The 18334-nt window shown below is 52.3% G+C and carries 2 protein-coding genes (1 of these 2 running past the window's edge); both read right to left on the bottom strand.

The annotated features are described in order from the left end of the window. Positions 1–371: 371 nt before the first annotated feature. Complete coding sequence (locus tag ACO6V5_RS09625) at positions 372–10169, bottom strand: hypothetical protein (protein ID WP_422492100.1); 9798 nt, start codon at positions 10167–10169, stop codon at positions 372–374. A gap of 96 nt (positions 10170–10265) precedes the next feature. Beyond that, positions 10266–18334, bottom strand: partial view of a TcdA/TcdB catalytic glycosyltransferase domain-containing protein gene (locus ACO6V5_RS09620; protein ID WP_422492099.1) — the final stretch only. 20317 nt of this gene lie beyond the right edge of the window; 8069 of the gene's 28386 nt are visible here — the last part of the coding sequence; its start codon lies off the right edge, out of view; it ends in the stop codon at positions 10266–10268.

The raw sequence follows: 18334 nt of genomic DNA, 5'->3' as shown, positions 1-18334 counted from the left end.
TCAGAAAACAGCAGCGAATATAGAATTCTTTTGTATATCAAGGTCTTGGGAGCCCAAACGTAGATTGTATGGCCTGGGTTCACTCTGTCCCATATTGTTAGCCAAATATGCTCCCAACCTTTAGCAGGACCGACAAGAGCAACATGAACCTTCTTGGGTATTGGGAAGTTTGCCATGATAACACCTGAAAGATTGATTTACATGGTTTTCAAAAGGGTTTTGATACTTGCTCTTTTCACCGGCGTGATCAGAGTATTTTAAATGCTTAAAAATTGCACCATGTAGTGTAGTTCGGAACTGGGATAATGACCTGCTTATCCGTTTTATAAAAAAAGTATGTCGTTTAATTAAGCGTGATCAGTCGCTGATAATCACCCATGACCTAACGTCGTTAAAGGTTGTGGTGTCGTCAAGTTCTGCATCATCCTCTGATTTTCCGACGTGATAAACGACGGGCTCTCGCTACTGTAATTGCCTGACAGGGCACTGAGGTCCTGAACCAGTCGCTGGTAGTGCTGGTAAAGTTCCGTATTATTCAGGCTTGTTCCTACTGGCCGCTCATTATCCGACCTTTTGTCGTCTTTATTGCCGCCTGCCAGGCTGCACAGGTAATTCACCAGTCGTTGCCCCCTGCGAATGATCCTGTTCAGATAGGTCACGGCTTCATTCTCTCCCCCGTCACTGATGTCCATGGCTGATTTACTGTCATTCCTGTTGATGACAGTCATGGGGTTCAGGCTGACTTGTCCACCTTTAAAGTGCAGGCTGGCCAGCACGTCCGGTTTCACCAGTGCCAGTGTCTGGTTGTTGCGGGTATTGATGATCCTGAAGGTTTGGCTCTCCAATGGCAGGGAAGCGTTGCTGCGGGTAAAGTTGCTGCTGCGGGTGAGATTGCTCTGCGCCTGCGGGTTACACTGGCTGAACGCCACCTGTTCCGGGGTCAGGTCGGTAAAGAACAGTGCGGTGCTGTTATCACCCGACAAACGTCGTAAATCCGCCTTAGACCCGGACGACAGTAGAACATAATGCTTGCCACGGCTGTCGATTGTGCGGGCTGGCCTGCACGCCCGCAGGTCATAGACGTCATTGCCAACACCGCCGACCAGCGGGCGGGTCCAGTCGAGAATGGCCTGCCACAGGCTGCTGTTGCCGGGCGTATCCAGCCTCCGGTTGTCACACTGGTCGCCCCGGTTTGCCAGCACTTCTGGCCGTGCTGCGATGTTGCCTGAGGTTCCCAGCAGCAGCAGGTCATGACCGCCCCATCCACGGAGTGACCACTGTCGGGCGTCGGCGCCAAGGTACAGAATATTACTGCGGCTATTGCCCCAGAGTCTCGCTGTCCTGTTACCGACGGCGGACGAGCTGATTACGGAGGGTAGAAACGGCCATGACTGGTAACCGCTGTCGGGTTTCGGCCCGCTCACCTGAACACTGCCCGGCTCCCAGCCCCACTGTCCTGTGCCGGTAATAAACACCTGACGTCTGACGTATGTGGCGTTCAGGGGTTCCAGTGTCAGTTTAATCCCGTCCATCGCCTGGTAGGTGACGATTTTTACCGGTTGGTCCTGCTGGATGTACAGGGGGTTGCTGGCTGTGGCGTTGATGAATCGGAGGCGTTCCTTCCTGACGAGGCTGCTCACCGTGAGTGGCAGGACGACCCCCTGACCTGAGTCCGTCACCCGTGCTGCCAGGTCGGATAATGACAGCTCAAGGTCATTGAACACCAGCGTTGTGGGTTGCAGGAACTGGTCGTGCTGTCTGGCCCAGACCTGCTGAATCTCGATCTCGGCATCGCCGGTGGTAAACCGGTTGGACAGCACCAGGTTCTGACCCCGGCGCCAGGCAAGGAAGAGGAAGGCCGATACATTCAGTTCAATGCGGGTTTGTGCCCTGTCGTGCTTGGTGATGCTTTCTTCAGCCAGGCCGGGATGGATGAGGATTCGGGCAAAAAATGACAAGTCTGTCTCATCCAGTTTAATCACGTCGGACCCACCCTGGCCCTCCACCATGATCCCGAACCGCTGTCGGGTACCGTTCCGGACAAAGGCCACCTGATGCTCTTGCTCTTGGTAGTAAGTGTCCAGCCGCAACGTTTCCAGTTTGATCTTGTCGGCTCCGGGGGTTCCTGACAGCAGCAGACCCTCGGCCATCACGGCGACCCTGCCAAAGGTGCCCAGTGATTGGTAACCCTTTTGGGTGACCCGGTACAGCGTCTGGTTGTTCTGGTTATAAACGACCGCGCTCGTTGACTTAGGGGACGAGAACTTCCGGGTGCTGCCAATCACTTGCTGAACACCGTGTTCCTTGCCAGGCAAACCGAACAACAGTCTCTGTTTACGGGGACTCTGGCCCCGGTAATCCATCCAGGCTACCTGGGTGGGGGAATAATCAGGGCGCAGCGTGAGGGCGATCAGTCCGATGTCAGCCCGCTGTCGTACGTCCGCTGGCAGAGAGCCCACGGTCTGGTTAAAATCCTGCCGGGTCCAGTAGACCAGCCTGCCGGTGGTGTTCCTGGGTCCCATCAGGCTGAGGTCCAGCGCCACCAGGGCCAGACGCTCACGGTTGGCCAGGTATTGAGCCTTCGGTGTCTTGATGCGCCATGCCCGGGCACCGAATTTCCACTGGTAGCTGCCCCTCAAGTCGGTGCGCTTAGGCAGGGTGTAACGGCAGGGAGGGGAGATCTGGTCATCGAACTCACTGGGCATCCCGGTCAGCGAAGCGGCGGCGGCCTCACCACAAAAGGGATGGCCTTTGGCGCCCTGATCAGGCTGTCGGAAAAACTCGAAAGCCTCCTCTTTGCGAGTGTCCGACAGCGCGAGCAGTTGGCCGTCGTCGTTCACCATGACTTCAAACTGGTCACGGGTGTTGGCTGCCAGCAGGGTGTCGCTGTCCGGGTAGTACCAGACGTCCAGTTGCCTGATCGCGCTGAACAGGGGGTGGTCGATGATTGCGGTGATGGGTCTCAGCGGCACCAGCCCCACCTTGGCCGAGAACCCCTCCCGGGCCCCATTCAGCCGGTCTCGCAGCAGACTCTTGAGCTCACGGATGAAAAAACGGGCACTGGTGGTGGTCCAGGTTGTACCGGGGTGTTCTATGGTCAGTTTGGCGAAGATCAGGTTGACTACCTTGCCCAGGTCCAGGCTGTCTATCACCACGCCAGATTGGGGGGTGAACTGGTGCACACTCAGGGTATCGTTCGACTTGGCGACGATCTGCCCGGTAGCTTCGACCTGCCAGTTCTTAAAAGGTCCTGACTCCACCGACAGGTTTTCGCTGACCACCCGGGTGTTGTCCCAGGCCTTGTCCGGTATCCACAGCCGGTAGTGACCGTTGGTATCGGCCAGAAGGCTGCCGGAGTGCGCCTGCACATGCCTGAAGACGCCGCCCCTGGCCATCTTTGCCTCTACTTTTGCCTTTTCCAGCGCTTGCTTCTCGCCTGCCGGGCGGATCAAATGGAAACCGGAGCTCAGCCGCTGGACATTCTTGGGGTTTTTTACGTCGGCGGTCAGGTAATACAGGTCTCCGGAGTGCTTGCTGAACAAAATGTAGTAAACTTTCTTGCCCCAAACCACCTTGTGGACCGGCAGGTGCTCTTCACTCAGTACTCTGCGGACACGCTCATCAATCGTCCGTAAGTGGCTTCCGTCGTTTTTATTATTCGGCACGTCGCCATCCAACAGGCTGCTCAGGAAGGCAAAATGGGTTCGGGTGGCATCGTCATAAAAACCGGCTCTAAGTATACGACGTTTGTTGTAGCTATCGACGACCCGCATGGAAATCAGTCCATGGTCAGATGCCGTTGTGCCGGATGCCGCTGCAGGTGGTACAGGAGGTTCGCTGAGCTGGCCATCCAGAGTTTCTGCCGCAATCAACTGGTGATTCAGCTGACCGGACGGGCTGGCCGTCAACAGGTAATAATAGGGGGCATCAAATACCAGCAATTGTGACTCATCTTTGTTCGGCACTATCTTAGAGACGTGGCGGCCAAACAAGCTGGCATTCAACTCATCAAAGTGCCTGATTTCCCGGGTCAGTACCTCCTTATTCTGGAATAACACCTTGCCGTTGGCGGAGTCAAAAAAATAGTAGCCGGTAGCCGGGTTCCCCTGGACCGGTTGCACCTTGGCAGCAATGAGCCGGATTTCCTGATGGTTAAGGGTATCGTACCAGATCTGGATCCGGTCTAACTTATGCCAGTCCGCTCTGGCCAGTCCCAGTTTGCCGGGGAAGCAGCGGTAAGGTTTCTTGAGATACTCATTAACCTGTCGGTCACAGTCCCGCTGGTGCTGTAACCAGGCCGGGTTCTGCCGATTATTGCTCCTGGGTAGTGGGTCAAGGGCACCGTTCATCGCCCACCGGTTCGGTATTTTGGGTGACCACCCGGATGTGGTTGTGGTCCACCGGTTCGGCGCTCCGGCCATACAGTGTTGACGGAGCTGAAATGAGGCGTCGCAGTCTTTCAGCTCCAGCGGCAGGAAACGCCTGGCCGCAGTGTAACGGCTCATGATTCTGTTCAGTTTCGATGCTCTTGACGGCCTGTCATTCAGTGTACCGGTGTCGTATAAGTGATGAATCACTTTGTCGTCCGGCAGCCACTCAAACTGTGCGTTGGGATCCTGTACCACAACTTTATACGAGGGGATGGGTTCGTGAGAGGGGGACGGCGCCGGATCAGGAAACCGGAAAAGGGTCTCACCCAGCCTGATGTCCCAGGTTGGGTTCCTGATCTGGCTCAGCGAGGAGCTACAGTTTTGTATCTGGTCATCCCGCTCGGTAATGCAGGCGTAGGGGCGCTTGCCGTCGTAGTTCAACACCCAGGTAGAGGCCGTCTGCCCCCGGGGGTGAATGCGGATAACATGGTCACCGTTGGACACCAGGACGTAGGTGTTGTCGGACCCTTTAGGACTGTACAGGTCATAATCCAGCAGCCAGGAGAATTCGTCTGAGACCCAGCGAAAGACGACGATGTGATCGTTTTTATCGAGATTCAGGCTGCTGGTTGATTGAAGGTACTCCTGGCCGCTTATATGAGTGAACGTCTTGCCAAGGTATTTATATGTGTAAGTCACTTTTTCTTTACACTTCTTAAAAAAGATGCTCACACACCGAGTGACTTTGGTGTCTTTCACCTTTTTCTGGTAAATCCGTTTCAGCTTATCATCGCTGACGGCATCGAGCAGCTGCGCACCGGGTGAACTGCCGTCCGGCGCACTCCCTTGAAAGTCCTGATCAATGTCAGTGTATTCGAGTGTGAGCTTCAACTCGGGTACGGCAGGCATTAAAATGATCTTTTTATCGCTCATCTGTCCCAGGTTGTGAAACACCCCGTTTGAGCATTGGTACGGGATTAAACGCGATTCCTTCCGGCACAATGTCTTCAGAGCATCGTTGATCAGGTTAAAGGGGGCCGGGGAGCGGTCGAGCCGGTTGGTATAGGTAGGGCATTCCAGGGTGTTGTGTGCTACATCGACCTTTTCCTTGCATTTCTTCCAATTCCAGTCGCCATTATCTTTGGCCACGAAGGTTATCCCGTGCGTATAGACGCCTCCGTAGGTCAGAGTCTTGTCCGCCAGGTTGATGGACTCGATGTTCAGGGGCAGGAGGTTTTTGCCGTCCTCGCTCACCAAAGCATTGAGGGTCTGGTTGTTGGCCAGAAAACTTTTGGGATCCAGTTGGGCGTGAATCGGGTTAAAGATGTGGGCCGCCTTGCCCGAGGCGTCCCGTAACTTTTTATAGGCCAGCTTGGCGAACTTTTCTTTATAATCCTCGGCAAAAATAGCCCTGACGTAGTGCATGAGACCGTCAACCGTAAACCCGAGCGGCCCGAGAAAGTCTGAAAAAATTGAGATACCCATGTCCACCGACTCAAAGATCACCATGGATTTCTTGAGTTCCTTGACTTCCGGGTCCTCTTCGTTCTCATAGTCAATCACGGTCAGGGTGAGACTGGTTATCGGCACACTGGAACCCACTAAAGGCAAAAAACGAGCGGCTTTTTTACCCAGCCTGCCGACTTTTTTCAGCCCACTGACCGGCTTTTTCAGCTCGGTACCGGGTAGCTTTGGCGCTGTCCGGTGGGTAGAAAATGGCTGCTTGAAGTTCGGGGTGAACAGTTTGAGTCCCTGTCGCCCGAGATCGATCATCTCAATCCCCTGCAAGGTGACCGCTGCATAAAAAACCACCTGACGCCCGGTATAAATCTGTCGTTCAGTGTCCGTCATATTCTGAGGCGGGGAGTTTTTGTAATGAAATCCTGCGGGGGCAATCCCGGTGACCAGGTCGAAAAGACCTATAACAGACCTGAGTTTATCCCAGCTGCCGGTGGCTCCTTTTTTTCCTTTGAGCCGCGATGGTGATGGACGACCCTTGCCCTGGAGAAAGCCCCGGAAGCGGTCAAAAGCTCCGGACGTAAACTGTATGTTCTTACGGGCCAGGGTATCGGGTTCTAAAAAGTCGATGCGCCAGCCACGGCCATCCCGACGAAGGGTATCGAGTTGGGGGATCATACTGTCGGGGAGAGAGTGCCGGGCTTTAATGTCCCCCAGGGCGGTGTCAAACTCCTGCAGCCGCTGCCTGAATTCGGCTCGTTCAGAGGCCAAACCTGAGAGTTTGTCTTTAGTCCGGGGCTGCTCCGGAACCGAAAGCTGGCTGGATGGCAAATACCGAATAAGGGCTTTTGAATCCGATGGCCGGGGTGACATCAGCACCGCCTTTTCGCCAGAAAAAAGCCGGTACTGCGGTTCTCCGGTGGCCGGGGAGCGCAGCACAAGGGTTTCGATCGCCGGGCGATCCTTCGGCATCTGGCGCTGGATATCCTTCACCAGTCGTTTGAAAACCTCGGGGCTGCGACTTCTGGGCTCGATAATCAGTTCGCCCACCAGGGGTTTGCCGTTGGTGGGTGAAAGGGCCACAAAGGTTTTCAGGGCGTTCAGGGCGGTGATTCCGCTTGACTGTTTGCTGCTGGCAAGATCGCTGACGGTCAGGCTGGCGATGTGGATGTCCGGGGTAAAGTAGGACAGTGTCGTCAAAGCATCGGCGATCAGTCTGGCTGGCCGACCGACAACGGTGACGCGGTTGCCGTCTCCCCCGGCGATGGCCGACTGAACCCGGCCATCGGGTGTGAGCAGCGCATAACTGCCGGAGGGGGTGGTTTTCAGCAACAGGGGTTGGCCACTCAAGGTCCCGTCTTTTATCTGCTGTTGAGCACGGGTAAACGAGTCTTCGTTCAGGGCAATGACCGAGTGCATGCCCCGGGTGTTAGCTAATGCGTCCCTGGCTTCGAGGCGACGATACCGGGTGAAAAAATTCTGCAGCCAGCGCACACCTTCGTTGGTGGGTTTGATCAGGGCAATATCGGTTTTTTTACCTTTGTTGTCTTTTTTGCCATCAAGATTGAGTTGGGTTTTGGGGCCGGAAAGTAACCGGAGCGCATACGCCAGCGCTTTGCGTCGAGCATCGCAGCTGCCGGTATTGGCTGATCTTCGGCGCCTGTTACAAGGCCCCGGTAGCTGGTTTGCGGGAAGCTCAATGTTGGGGAATTCATTTTTGTATATTGCCCTAACTGTGGCAGCACCCTTTTCAGTGAGGGGAGCGAAAGTGAAGATATCGAATGAATAGGTCTTTGCCTTTCTTTTGAAGGTTTCGAAGGCCACGACCTTCTCTTCTTCACCCTGATATTGGTTCATTTCCTGCCGAAGCTGGGTGATGTAGTTGAACTCGGGGAAACGCCTTTCATAGCGGTCAAGCCATTCGGTGTAGGAGGAAGATTCCTTCGCCATGTCGATTGTGTCTTCCAAACGACGCGTTTCTCTCCAATCCGGATGGAAGAAAGCAACTCTTCCAGGGGTTGAGTCTTTGTTTAATCCGAAAAAAATCGCATCTTTGAACTCAGATGCAAATAAGTATTTTTCAGCATCTCTTCTATAATCGACCTCATTGTGGACTGTGGAAGTGGGTACCCTGTTTTCCGGTCCGGCAGAGGCAGAGGCAGAGGCAGAGGCAGAGGCAGAGGCAGAGGCAGAGGCAGAACCATCCTGCTGCCTGTCACCGGCATACATTTTTTCGACCAGGGCTTTGGCTGACTCCTTTCCGAGTCTGGGGTCGCCCGAATCCTGCGAATCCTCAACGACTATGGATTCGAACAACTGATCTGCAAACATGGATTCGCGAGTGTCAAGGCCGGTTGTGGGATTAAACTCATTATCAGGGTCAAGCGAGCTCAACCCGAACTTGGCTATATACGTAACGGTGTCGTCTTTATTCCGGGTAAAAACAATACGGTTGAGTTCAGAATCGGGCGCATCTCTCGAGGTTGACGGCCTGTCAGGATCACCACCGGTAGTTTGCTGTGGAACGACTGCGGATAAGTATCCCCGAACTGCAACAGCTGAATTTGCATAGATACCTTTTTTAGCCAGCCCCCTCAGAACTTCAGGTATAACATAATCTCTCTGACCAGCATCCAAGACACCCTCAACACCTGGAATGTCTTGTGCGGAGTTATCAAAAGAGAATGCTATGTTTTGTACGGTGGTATTCTTGGGGATCGCTTCAATTAAAGCTGACAATAGCTTTTTCACTAAGAATTGGGAGTTGATGTGATTAACGGCACTCGACTCGGTACTAGAGAAATCAAGACTTCCAGTGATAAAAACTTTAGTGTCTACGCCAATATTTTTGAATGATTCTCCTGCCATCACTCTAAGTGCTTGCTTTTGCACTGCATCAGATTCAACAAATTCGTACAAAACAGCGCTGCCATCTTGAGTGCGTAACTTATTATAAAGTTCGTAAGACTTTCTCAAAGATTCTTCCCTATTCTCTGGAATCTTAAAAACATTAATCATTATTAACTTTTTGTATGGTCGCTTGCGCTCAAATTCTGGCAGGTCAAAATCATTGTCATAAGAATTCATGTAATAGAAGGGATTGTACTCTAAGAAATTTTGATCATAATTAACTGTGGTCCTTACTCCGGATTGGCTATTTTTTAATCTTTCAAAAGCGTCATAACCTATTTTAGCGAGAATCCTGTGTTCAAAATCCCCATTATGATATGAAAGCTCTGTTAACATCATTGCAACTTTATCGATGTCATCGCTAGAGATATAGAATGCTTTCAAAGACTCCTGTAACTTTGGTATACGCTCTTGCTTGCTTATTTCATTTTTTTTAAGGTTTTCTAAAACTCTGTGGAAATATATGGTTTCTTCCATTATTTTTCCGATCAAGCGGTTATTTGGGGCAGCTTCGAACATTATTGGCTTGATTGAATCACTAAGGTATGAAGCTGTAGGCCGACCTCTAGCCATAGTTTTACCGAAAAATACTTTATGAAAGGTAGCTTTCGATAGTGCACGATCACTTAGTTTTTTAAATAGTTTGTCAATACTGGTTTCTTTTACGACTCTTTGAATTCGATCGGAGTCTACTTTTGGCAGTTGTCGGTGTACCTTAAAATAAGGTCCAGGATCAGGAATAATTCCACTTTCAAACATTTTTATCAGAATAGCACGCACCTTAACTCTTTCTATCTCCTCCGTGTAAATAATCTTACCGCTGGTTCTCGGTATAAGATTTTTCGAAACACCCCCTTTTTTAAAGGTCTCATCGTCCAGTGATGGTAACAGTCCTTGATCAATATATACCCCTCCATCAGAGAATTGATGAGAAAACCCTATAGCTCTTTCGGCTATCACAGTTTTTTTAAGGCTTAAGGTGTACTTGATATATTCACTGTGTGTTTTTTCAAATTCAAACTCTAATTCGTTAACAGAAACCGTGCCAATTTCATTTCGGATTTGATTTAACAGATCGTTGGTTTTATTCCATTGGGTGGTAAACGACATCTTTACACTGTCTGAAAAATGGGATTTCATTATATCCAATCTTTCTACATCATCGTTTTTCCCCATAAAAGTATCGATTTTTTGCCAGATGCTATGCCTCAACCGCGCAATATCAATGGGATAATCTGTTTCAATAATTTGTTGTATTCTCTCAGAAAACAGCAACGAATATAGAATTCTTTTGTATCTCAAAGCTTTGGGAGACCATACATGGATTGTATGGTCCGGGTTCAAGCTGGCCCATATTTTTAGCCAAATAGACTCCCAACCTTCGACAGGACCGACAATAGCAACATGAACATCCTTGGGTACAGCTGGCATGATAACACCTCATGGATTGATCTAGATGGCTTTCAGAAGGGTTGTGATATCAGAAGGGTTGTGATACTTGTCTTTTCACCGGCGTGGTCGGAGGACTCAGCCCTGACCCATCATCGTTAAATTTAGCGGATTCGTCAGGTTCTGCGCCATTCTTTGGCTTACCGATGGAATAAACGATGGGCTCTCGCCACTGCGATTGCCTGAAAGGGTGTTTCTTTCCTGAACCAAACGCTGGTATTGCCGGTTCAGTTCCGTGTTATTCAGGTTCGCCACCATGGGTCGCTCACTCTCGGCTTCACCTGTGTCAGCGTCGTCTTTCTTAGCTACGGTCAGACTGCCCAGATTCAACAGCTGTTTCCCCCTGCCAATGATCCTGTTCAGTAAGGACTGGGTTCCGTTGCCCCCACCCTCAGCGGCCAAAGTTGCCTCTGGGATGCTTTCATTCAGTGAGCGGCTGCCATTTGACTGTAGGGTATCTACTTTCGCCAGCACCTCGCTCATGCTGAGCACCCGGTTATTGACGATCAGGCGCTCAACGGTATCGCCTTCCTGGCTGAAAAAGTTTTGCACCCGAAGGCTCTGGGTGGCATTGAGCGGATGGCTGCTATTGTCGCTGATTTTCAACCGGTTCTTATTCGACAAGACAGTCAGGATCAGATCCTCGTCCGACTTTTGATAGCCCAATGTCTGGCAATCATGGGTATTAATTTCGAGCTGGTCAGCGGTGCCCGTGGCGTTTGCCAGAAGCCATTGGCCGTTATCCATGTCATCGCCAGAGAAACGGTAAGTAGTGCTTTTTTCGTCGATTTCATACTGATGTCCGGGGATGGTTTGCTCTGAAAGTGAATAACCAGACTCGAGTCGTCGACCGATCCTTTCCCTGTCATCCAGAATGCCGTCATCCAGTTCCAGGCTGTCTGGCCAGCCATTGGCGTAGATACGGTCAGGGTCCTGCCAGGTGCCTATTCTCACCAGGGGGTCGGCACCGGACGCCATCATTTTTATCCCTTCAGGCGACGGGAGACGCTGGTTGATGATGAGTTTGTCAGCGGCATAACAGTTCAGCGCCCGAATTTTCCTGGCTGGCTTGAAAGCCTGGGTTGCCAAAGCAATCTGACCATTTCGGTAGATAGTTAGAAAACCACTGTCATTTATTGTCATGGCCAGATGCAGGCGGGGGGAGGTAAAAAATGGCCTGACCCTTCGATGAAAGAACCTGGCACCCTCCGTTACCCTGACCTCCAGCCTCCCGGGTTTCAGGCTCAGGCTGATGGCATCAGAGCCGTCAGGCCCGGCAAAATGAATCAGCGTGCTCCCGGCCCGTGTTCCTCTGCCCAGCGGCAGGCCCTGGCGAATCCAGGCTGCCAGGATAAAACTGCCGCCGGTGACCGGAGGGGGCATCAAGCGGGATAAGCCGGCTGGGCAACCAGTCTGGTCATTGCTGTCAGGCGCATTACGCAGAGCCAGCGAACGCCAGCTTGCTGCCTGCAAATCCGTGAGGCTGACACCAACCATTCGAACACGGTTAAACGAAAAGGGAGCAAAAAACAGCTTCACGGCGCGGTTTTCCCAGCCGCTTTCCCTGCCACTATCCCTGCCACTATCCTTTAAACCCCCCAGCTCCAGACTGACAAGGTTATTGCCAGGACCGGGGTGAACACTGGCACCACTGCTTTTGAGGTGGAAAATATCATTTCCCGACTCCCCGAACAGCCCAGCCCCCGGCTTGACAGCACCCGAGAAGAAAAACACGTCATCACCTGGCCCGCCATGCACCGGTGCGGTGATATTGCCAAGCTGATAAGTGCTATCCAGTCGTTTATCCACAGTCAGCTTGGCGTGATAGTAATCTCGAAGGTTTTTGCCGCTCAGCAGCCTGCTTTCGTTGTTGGCCGGAGCAATTATTGTCAGGCGCCAGATATGCCGTTCCAGGCTGTTGATAAAGTGCCCGGTGACCAGGCTGCCATCCTCACGCACACACTGGGGAACGTGCCCTAAATCGATGCTGAAAAAGAAATGTCCGTCGTTGTCCACTTCCAGATGGGTATAATTTCCAGTCAGTCGCCAGTCCAGCTTTTCAGGTTGGACTCCGTGCAATATCAGGCTATTTCCGTTGTCCCGGTCGACGATCCGGGTGCCATTGGCCTGTGGATAAATAACGTAAATATCCGGGCCCAGGTTGCCGGAAAGCAGGTCAGGCCCCAGGTTCGCCACCATCCGGTCAGCCTCCCGGCTGCCATAATGCCTGTTGTATCCAGTTCCCCCTATGGTGGAGGTGATTGAACTGTTGCTCTTGATGCGGGGAGAGGAAATTCTGAAAGTATCATTGCCACCTCCGCCATCGACGACAATCCCGGCAAGGGCCGGAATGTTGAAAATATCGCCGGAATCGGGGCCCTTGAAAATCTCAAAATTACTGATAGCTTTCGACCATGTTTCGAAAATGCCCTTGGATTTGGATTTGGTTTTGGTTTTGGGTTTGGGTTTGGGTTTGGGTTTGGGCGACCTTTCCGTAAAAGACATATGACCTTTGACGTTTTTATCAGGAGGGCAGGATCCCGAATCGCTTGCATAACAGGCAAAGCTCACTGCTTTTTTTCTTAAAGACAGATTGAGCCGGACAAAATGCGGCTCGATGGTCATCTGGCTGAAATCTATCGTGTCGGTGCCCGGACCACCGTTTAAATGGGTGACCTTCGGCTGCTTCAGAAGAAAAAGGTAGTCATCTCCTCCCCTGCCATTAAAACTGTACAGAGAACCTCTGGACACATAAATGTTATCTTTATCATCACCGGAAAGTTTTATCTTGCCCTTCCCTGAGTCTTCCAGGACAAAGTTCTTGATCGTTAAACTCCTTTCCAGGTCAACAACTACACGATGGCTGTCGGGCAAATCAAAGAGCAGGGTATTGGCACCGCTGCCGCCGTCCAGCGAGGTACCATTTTGCCAACGGGCGTTAACAATGACCCGGTCGTCTCCGTCCCCCATGTGCACCTTGTCCAAACCACCCCCGGTGCTGAAAATATCCGTACCATTGCTGCCATAGTAGGAATCATCTCCCGAGGTCCCGGCAATCTGGACGATCCCATTGAATACGGTCTGGTGATAACGCCAGCTGCCTGTTTCCGTATTTCGCCATCGGGTCTGTGCGATCCCCTGGGTGACATTGACGGTCATGCCATCCAGTTCATATATTGTGGCAACCTTGAAGGTAAGAACCCTGATGTCTTGCCGCAGGCGCCGGATCCCATAAAGTAAGGAAGACTTGTCGTGTATTAGCTGATTATGTCCTTCCCTGCCAGCCATAACAGTGGTATCGCCCATGCCGACAATAAACTGGTTGTTGCCTCCCATATCCTGCAAAATGTCGCGCCCTCCCTTGCCAAGCAATATATTATCTGTGGAGGGATTGCCTGTTAGCCGATCATTGCCCGGACCACCGATAATGATGGGAACGCCAGAGTGTGAGTCTGAAGACAAGTCAAGCTGGACATCCGGTATAGTCATAGAGCTGTTGTACAGTCTGGTGGCTCCGCATAGCTTGATGAGCCCCATTGTCCTCTGAAAGGTATGACGCACCTCCAGCATGCCCAGGCCAGCCTCCATTGGCTGACCGGGGAACAGTTCGTGCCATTGTTTTGAGTACTGTTCTTTTCCTGATATCTGGTGACGGCCATAATGTTGTCTGCTGCCGTCTGCATCGGTTTTAACCAATTGTAAAGTCAGTGTGTGCTTTGCCGGGACAGAGAAAACCATCTCCTTGCCCTTGTCGAACGTGGCATGCACCTTCTGGGCGGGGGCTAAGCCTTCAAAGAGCACCTGCTGTTGGTTCGGCTTCAGGGTCAGCCTGCGTAGAAGACCACTGCGCTGGCTGCAACTGGAAGAGTCGAAACGAATCTCAATCCCCAGCCTGAGATTATTGCTTTCCTCACTGCTAATGCGGTGCAAACCGGCACCCAGGTTTTTTCCTTCATTGGCAAGACTCTCCAACTCAGTCTCGTCAGGCCACTGCTTGCGACGGAATTCACCTAAAGGTTTTCCGGGGTAGCGATTCAAAAATGCCAGCATCTGTGCTCTGGAAAAGGTATGGGTGTCCACTTTCCTGGTGACCTTGCAAGCACCTTTTCTTGAATCAAAATCGGTCAGGGTAGTGTTTTTCAGTTTCATCACATCCCCGGCTATGTACCTCCAGTGGTCCGTATCCGTATCCAAATCCTTCCGGTACCAGTGGGTATTAAATTGCTTGACTGTGACCGGCGGGATGTCGGGGGTGTTAAAGTCCAGGGTGACGTTAGCATTGGGTTTCTGTTTGCTGAAAACCAGGTCCATGCGCTCGCTGAACGGGTTGACAGTCAGGCTGGCCAGCTGTCCGTGCTGCCGGGTGCAGCGGTCACTAAATCGTCCCCAGCGGATAACCAGAACTGGCCATTTTCCTGTCGAAGGTTCCTGAGGTTTGTGGACATAAAATTTTTGGTTAACAAGGTTGTTGCCACTCACCCTGATTGAGTCGGCATGAATGCCCGTGTAAACCTCGTGTTGACCATCACCCAGTATCACGGAGTTAAAACCGATTCTCAGCCAGATGGATGTCTTTCCGCCTTGAGTGATAACCGTGTCGTTGCCAGCTCCGACATCCAGGGTATTGGTGCCACCGGTGGCCATAAAAACCGTATTCTCGGAGTTGCCTTTGATCTTGTCGTTATGGGGGGAGTCTTGTATGACCTCGACACCGGTCACCACCTCCCCCTTCGACCGATCCCGGTTGGTCATATCCAGCCAGAGATCTTTTTTTCGAACCACGTAGGAAATAGTGTCTGTGCCGGGGCCGCCGTCCACCTTATTTTGATCGCTCAATACCGCCCGGTCATTGCCCTCTCCCAGTTTTATTGTGTCTGTGCCATTGCTGGCATAGACAAAATCGTCACCACCTCGCGTATTCACTATGTTGTTGCTATTTTTATCGCCCCTGAGATAAATGTTATCGCGCTGTTCGGTTCCGTAGACTTCCGAGCCGTCTTCGGAACCCAACAGATGCTCCATACCATCAACAGAGCCCCCGGTTACCAAGCTGTCCAGGAGGGTGGCGAAGAATTTGACAGCCTTATTAGTTTTGCTGGCCTCGAGCAGGCTGTTCTCTTTGAAAAACAACAGGGAGCGGTCAGTTTTCATCACGAAAACGCCTTTGAGCGAAAAATAGAGGTGGACTTGCTCTCGCGCGCTGCCGTACTGAACTTTGCCGAGGTAAAAGTAAGAACCTGTACCGTAAATATCAGAAATTCGACTGACGCCCAGGTGACCGGCGAAAGGTGTAACCTGCTCCATCAATGCCTTAGTCACCGATGACTGACCGCCAGGCCCTACACCAAACACACCGAAAAAGGATTTATCTGTTTCCTTTTCCTCGCCATCCGGATGGGTGCGCTTCAACTTCTGAAACTCAAGATAATCAGAAAAACGGTTACCCCAGACTCTGTTTTTCAAGTTAACCCAGAGTAATGGCTTAGAGTAACCATGAGCGTAGCGACGCGTGTCATGAATGGGACCGGATGGATGGCCATCAATCCTGAAGGTATTACGACCAATAGTGTACTGAGCCGTGAGATTACCTTTTGGCATCTGGCTGACCACAGAAAATGAGAACCTGGGCAGGACAAGCGTATCATTTCCGGGTCCGCCAAAAAGGTGTGCATAACCTAACCCCGGCGAAAGGCGGTCATTACCTGTTCCACCGTGCTGGTAGACTGCGCCGAGCTTGTCAATGAGCTGGTCATCGCCCGAGTCGCCATACTGGGATTTGCCGAAATAAATCTGATCGTTCCCCGGCCCGCCATAGCCAATGCCACCGATCTTTGACAGGTAGAGGGTGTCGTCCCCGTATCCCCCGTAAGCCTTACCTGTGTGCCCAATCCAGATAACATCATTGCCACTGCCCCCGTAACCTGTACCTGACTTTTCAATCCGGATAATGTCATTGCCACTGTCCCCGTAAGCCTTACCTGACTTTTCAATCCGGATATCGTCATCGCCACTGTCCCCGTAAGCTTCGCCTGACTCTTCAACCCGGATAATGTCATTGCCACTGCCCCCTGCTGCTCTGCCTTTTTTGACAATCAGCAAGTCGTTGCCCGGACCGCCATAAAGCTCACCCAGGTCAGTGATCAGGGTGTCATTGCCACCCAAACCAAAAAATCTCTTGTATCCTTTCCTGCCCTCTATATAGTCCGACAGGTACGTCCCTGACCCGGATCGCCTTACGTTTTGCCTGTCAACAATGGCATACCATTTGTCTTTGTCGAAATCATCCAGAAGAAACCACATAGTGGAGAACCTCAATGTCTCGAGGTTCTCGTCATACTTACTCTGGTCAAGATAATTACTGGCATCGTCGAACAGCATAAACCGCCTGTAGCCTGCTTTCTCAAAGTGCTCCATCTGCTGATCAAGCTGTCCATTGAATTGCGGGCTCTCCAATAAAGCGTTGAAATCCTCCTGGGCGGTGGGGGGCGGCATAATGGCCTGCAGGGCCGTTTGCACGAAACCTAACAGCATACTGATCAGGTCCACAACAAGACCCAGCTTTGGAAAGATGAAGTCCAGCGCCATACTCAGGACATCAAGGCCAATGGTAATGACATCCAGGGCTGCCATGGCACCATAAATGGCCGCCCGTTTATAGCTGCCAGCCTTTCTTGCCGCGTGGGCGTTTGCGGCATTAGCGGCCAGTGAAAGCGTACCAACTTCAAGAGAAAGGAGACCGCCTATAACGGGTAAAGTCCTGGCCACATTTCGTGACGCTTTCGGACCCAGCTTTAACGCGACGCCCAGGGCACCTGCCGGATTGTTGGTCTTGACAAGGGTTTTGCTCAGCGCCCAGTTGGCGCTCATGGTAAGACCGTAGACCGAGTTGGTGATGCCCAGGCTCGCACTCGCATAGGCCGAGTTCCTGGCATCAGGAGGCATCGAGTCGCCGTATTTTTCCAGGTTATTCAGTGTCACCGAAGCCAGGGCAAGGCCAGCGACGGCATTCCCTGCACCAACAACCATCCTGCCCGTATTAAATTTTGTACTGCGATCCAGCACGTCCAGCGTGCGCATGAACTTCCCTTGCAAGCTTTTCGACCCACCGCCTGACTTGCTGCCATCCGGGCTATCAGGCTCGAAGCTATCCCCGCCGGTATGGTCTTCACGAAGCTTAAGGCTCTCCACAAATTCCGGGCTTGCAAGCAGCTGTTGCTTTACATAGCGGGTGTCGTCGGGACTGTAGCCCGAATCATCGAGCAAGGTGACCACCCGATCAATGATTTGCTCCGGTTTCAGCCCCTGCCTTTGCGCCAGTGTTTGTCGTATGAGCTCAAGAAGCTCCTTGCGGAACGCCGGGCTGTCCATAATGTCTTCGGTGACCACCGCCGCAAAACGTCCCTGTTCCAGCAGCAGGAAGGCGTCTGCCAGCAACCCCTTGTCACCGGCACTCTGCCTGGTATGGATGAAGTGATCACTGGCCTCAATGACATCCAGATGCCCGCTGACCCTGTCTATCAGTGCCATCGCGGTCCTGATCGGTCCGGAACCATCGCACAGAACACAGTCTGCATCGGGCAGTCTTGCTGCCTGACCGTCTGGCAAACCAGCCTTGTCCAGTGCCTGCAAGGTTCTCCGGAAATCGCGGCCGGTGATATCAACCAGCTCAGCCATCTGGCCAAAATCAATATCACGCCTGAGTGCGGCAACGCCGTCGGCCACGTTCTGGCGAATCTTTCTGGCCAGAAGTCGGGCTCCGGAAAAATTCTCCCGCTTCAGCCTGTCCGCCAGCCCGATAAAGCTGGTCAGACGTTCCAGCAGGCCGGAGAGTGCCAGCTTGCCTTCCTTAACCGTGAACTCACTGACCAGCGACTCTGGTGACAGGCTTTCCACACCCTCTGGCAATCGGATTCGCTTCTGATGCAGGGCCAGGAATGTTTTTGCCTGATCCTCCGGTTTCTGGGCTTCCCGTGCCTGCAGCAGAGCCATTGCTGCGGCGGCGGTCAGCGGGCTGTCAGCGTCACCATTGCCCAGCACCAGTGTGCCTTGGGCAGGCATCAGGTAGGAGGCATCGGCGGTGATTGAGGGGTCGGTCAGCACCCGAATATTCAGGTCGCCAGAGGTCAGTGAAAATTCCTTTTTCCCGG

The sequence above is a fragment of the Endozoicomonas sp. ALD068 genome (genome assembly GCF_049310145.1).
In the GTDB taxonomy this organism is placed as follows: domain Bacteria; phylum Pseudomonadota; class Gammaproteobacteria; order Pseudomonadales; family Endozoicomonadaceae; genus Endozoicomonas_A.
This window is presented reverse-complemented; position numbering and strand designations above follow the sequence as displayed.

What these genes read in the sequence shown, in the direction of transcription:
- ACO6V5_RS09625 (WP_422492100.1), bottom strand. Translation starts at nt 10,169, where the DNA reads ATGCCAGCTGTACCCAAGGATGTTCATGTTGCTATTGTCGGTCCTGTC.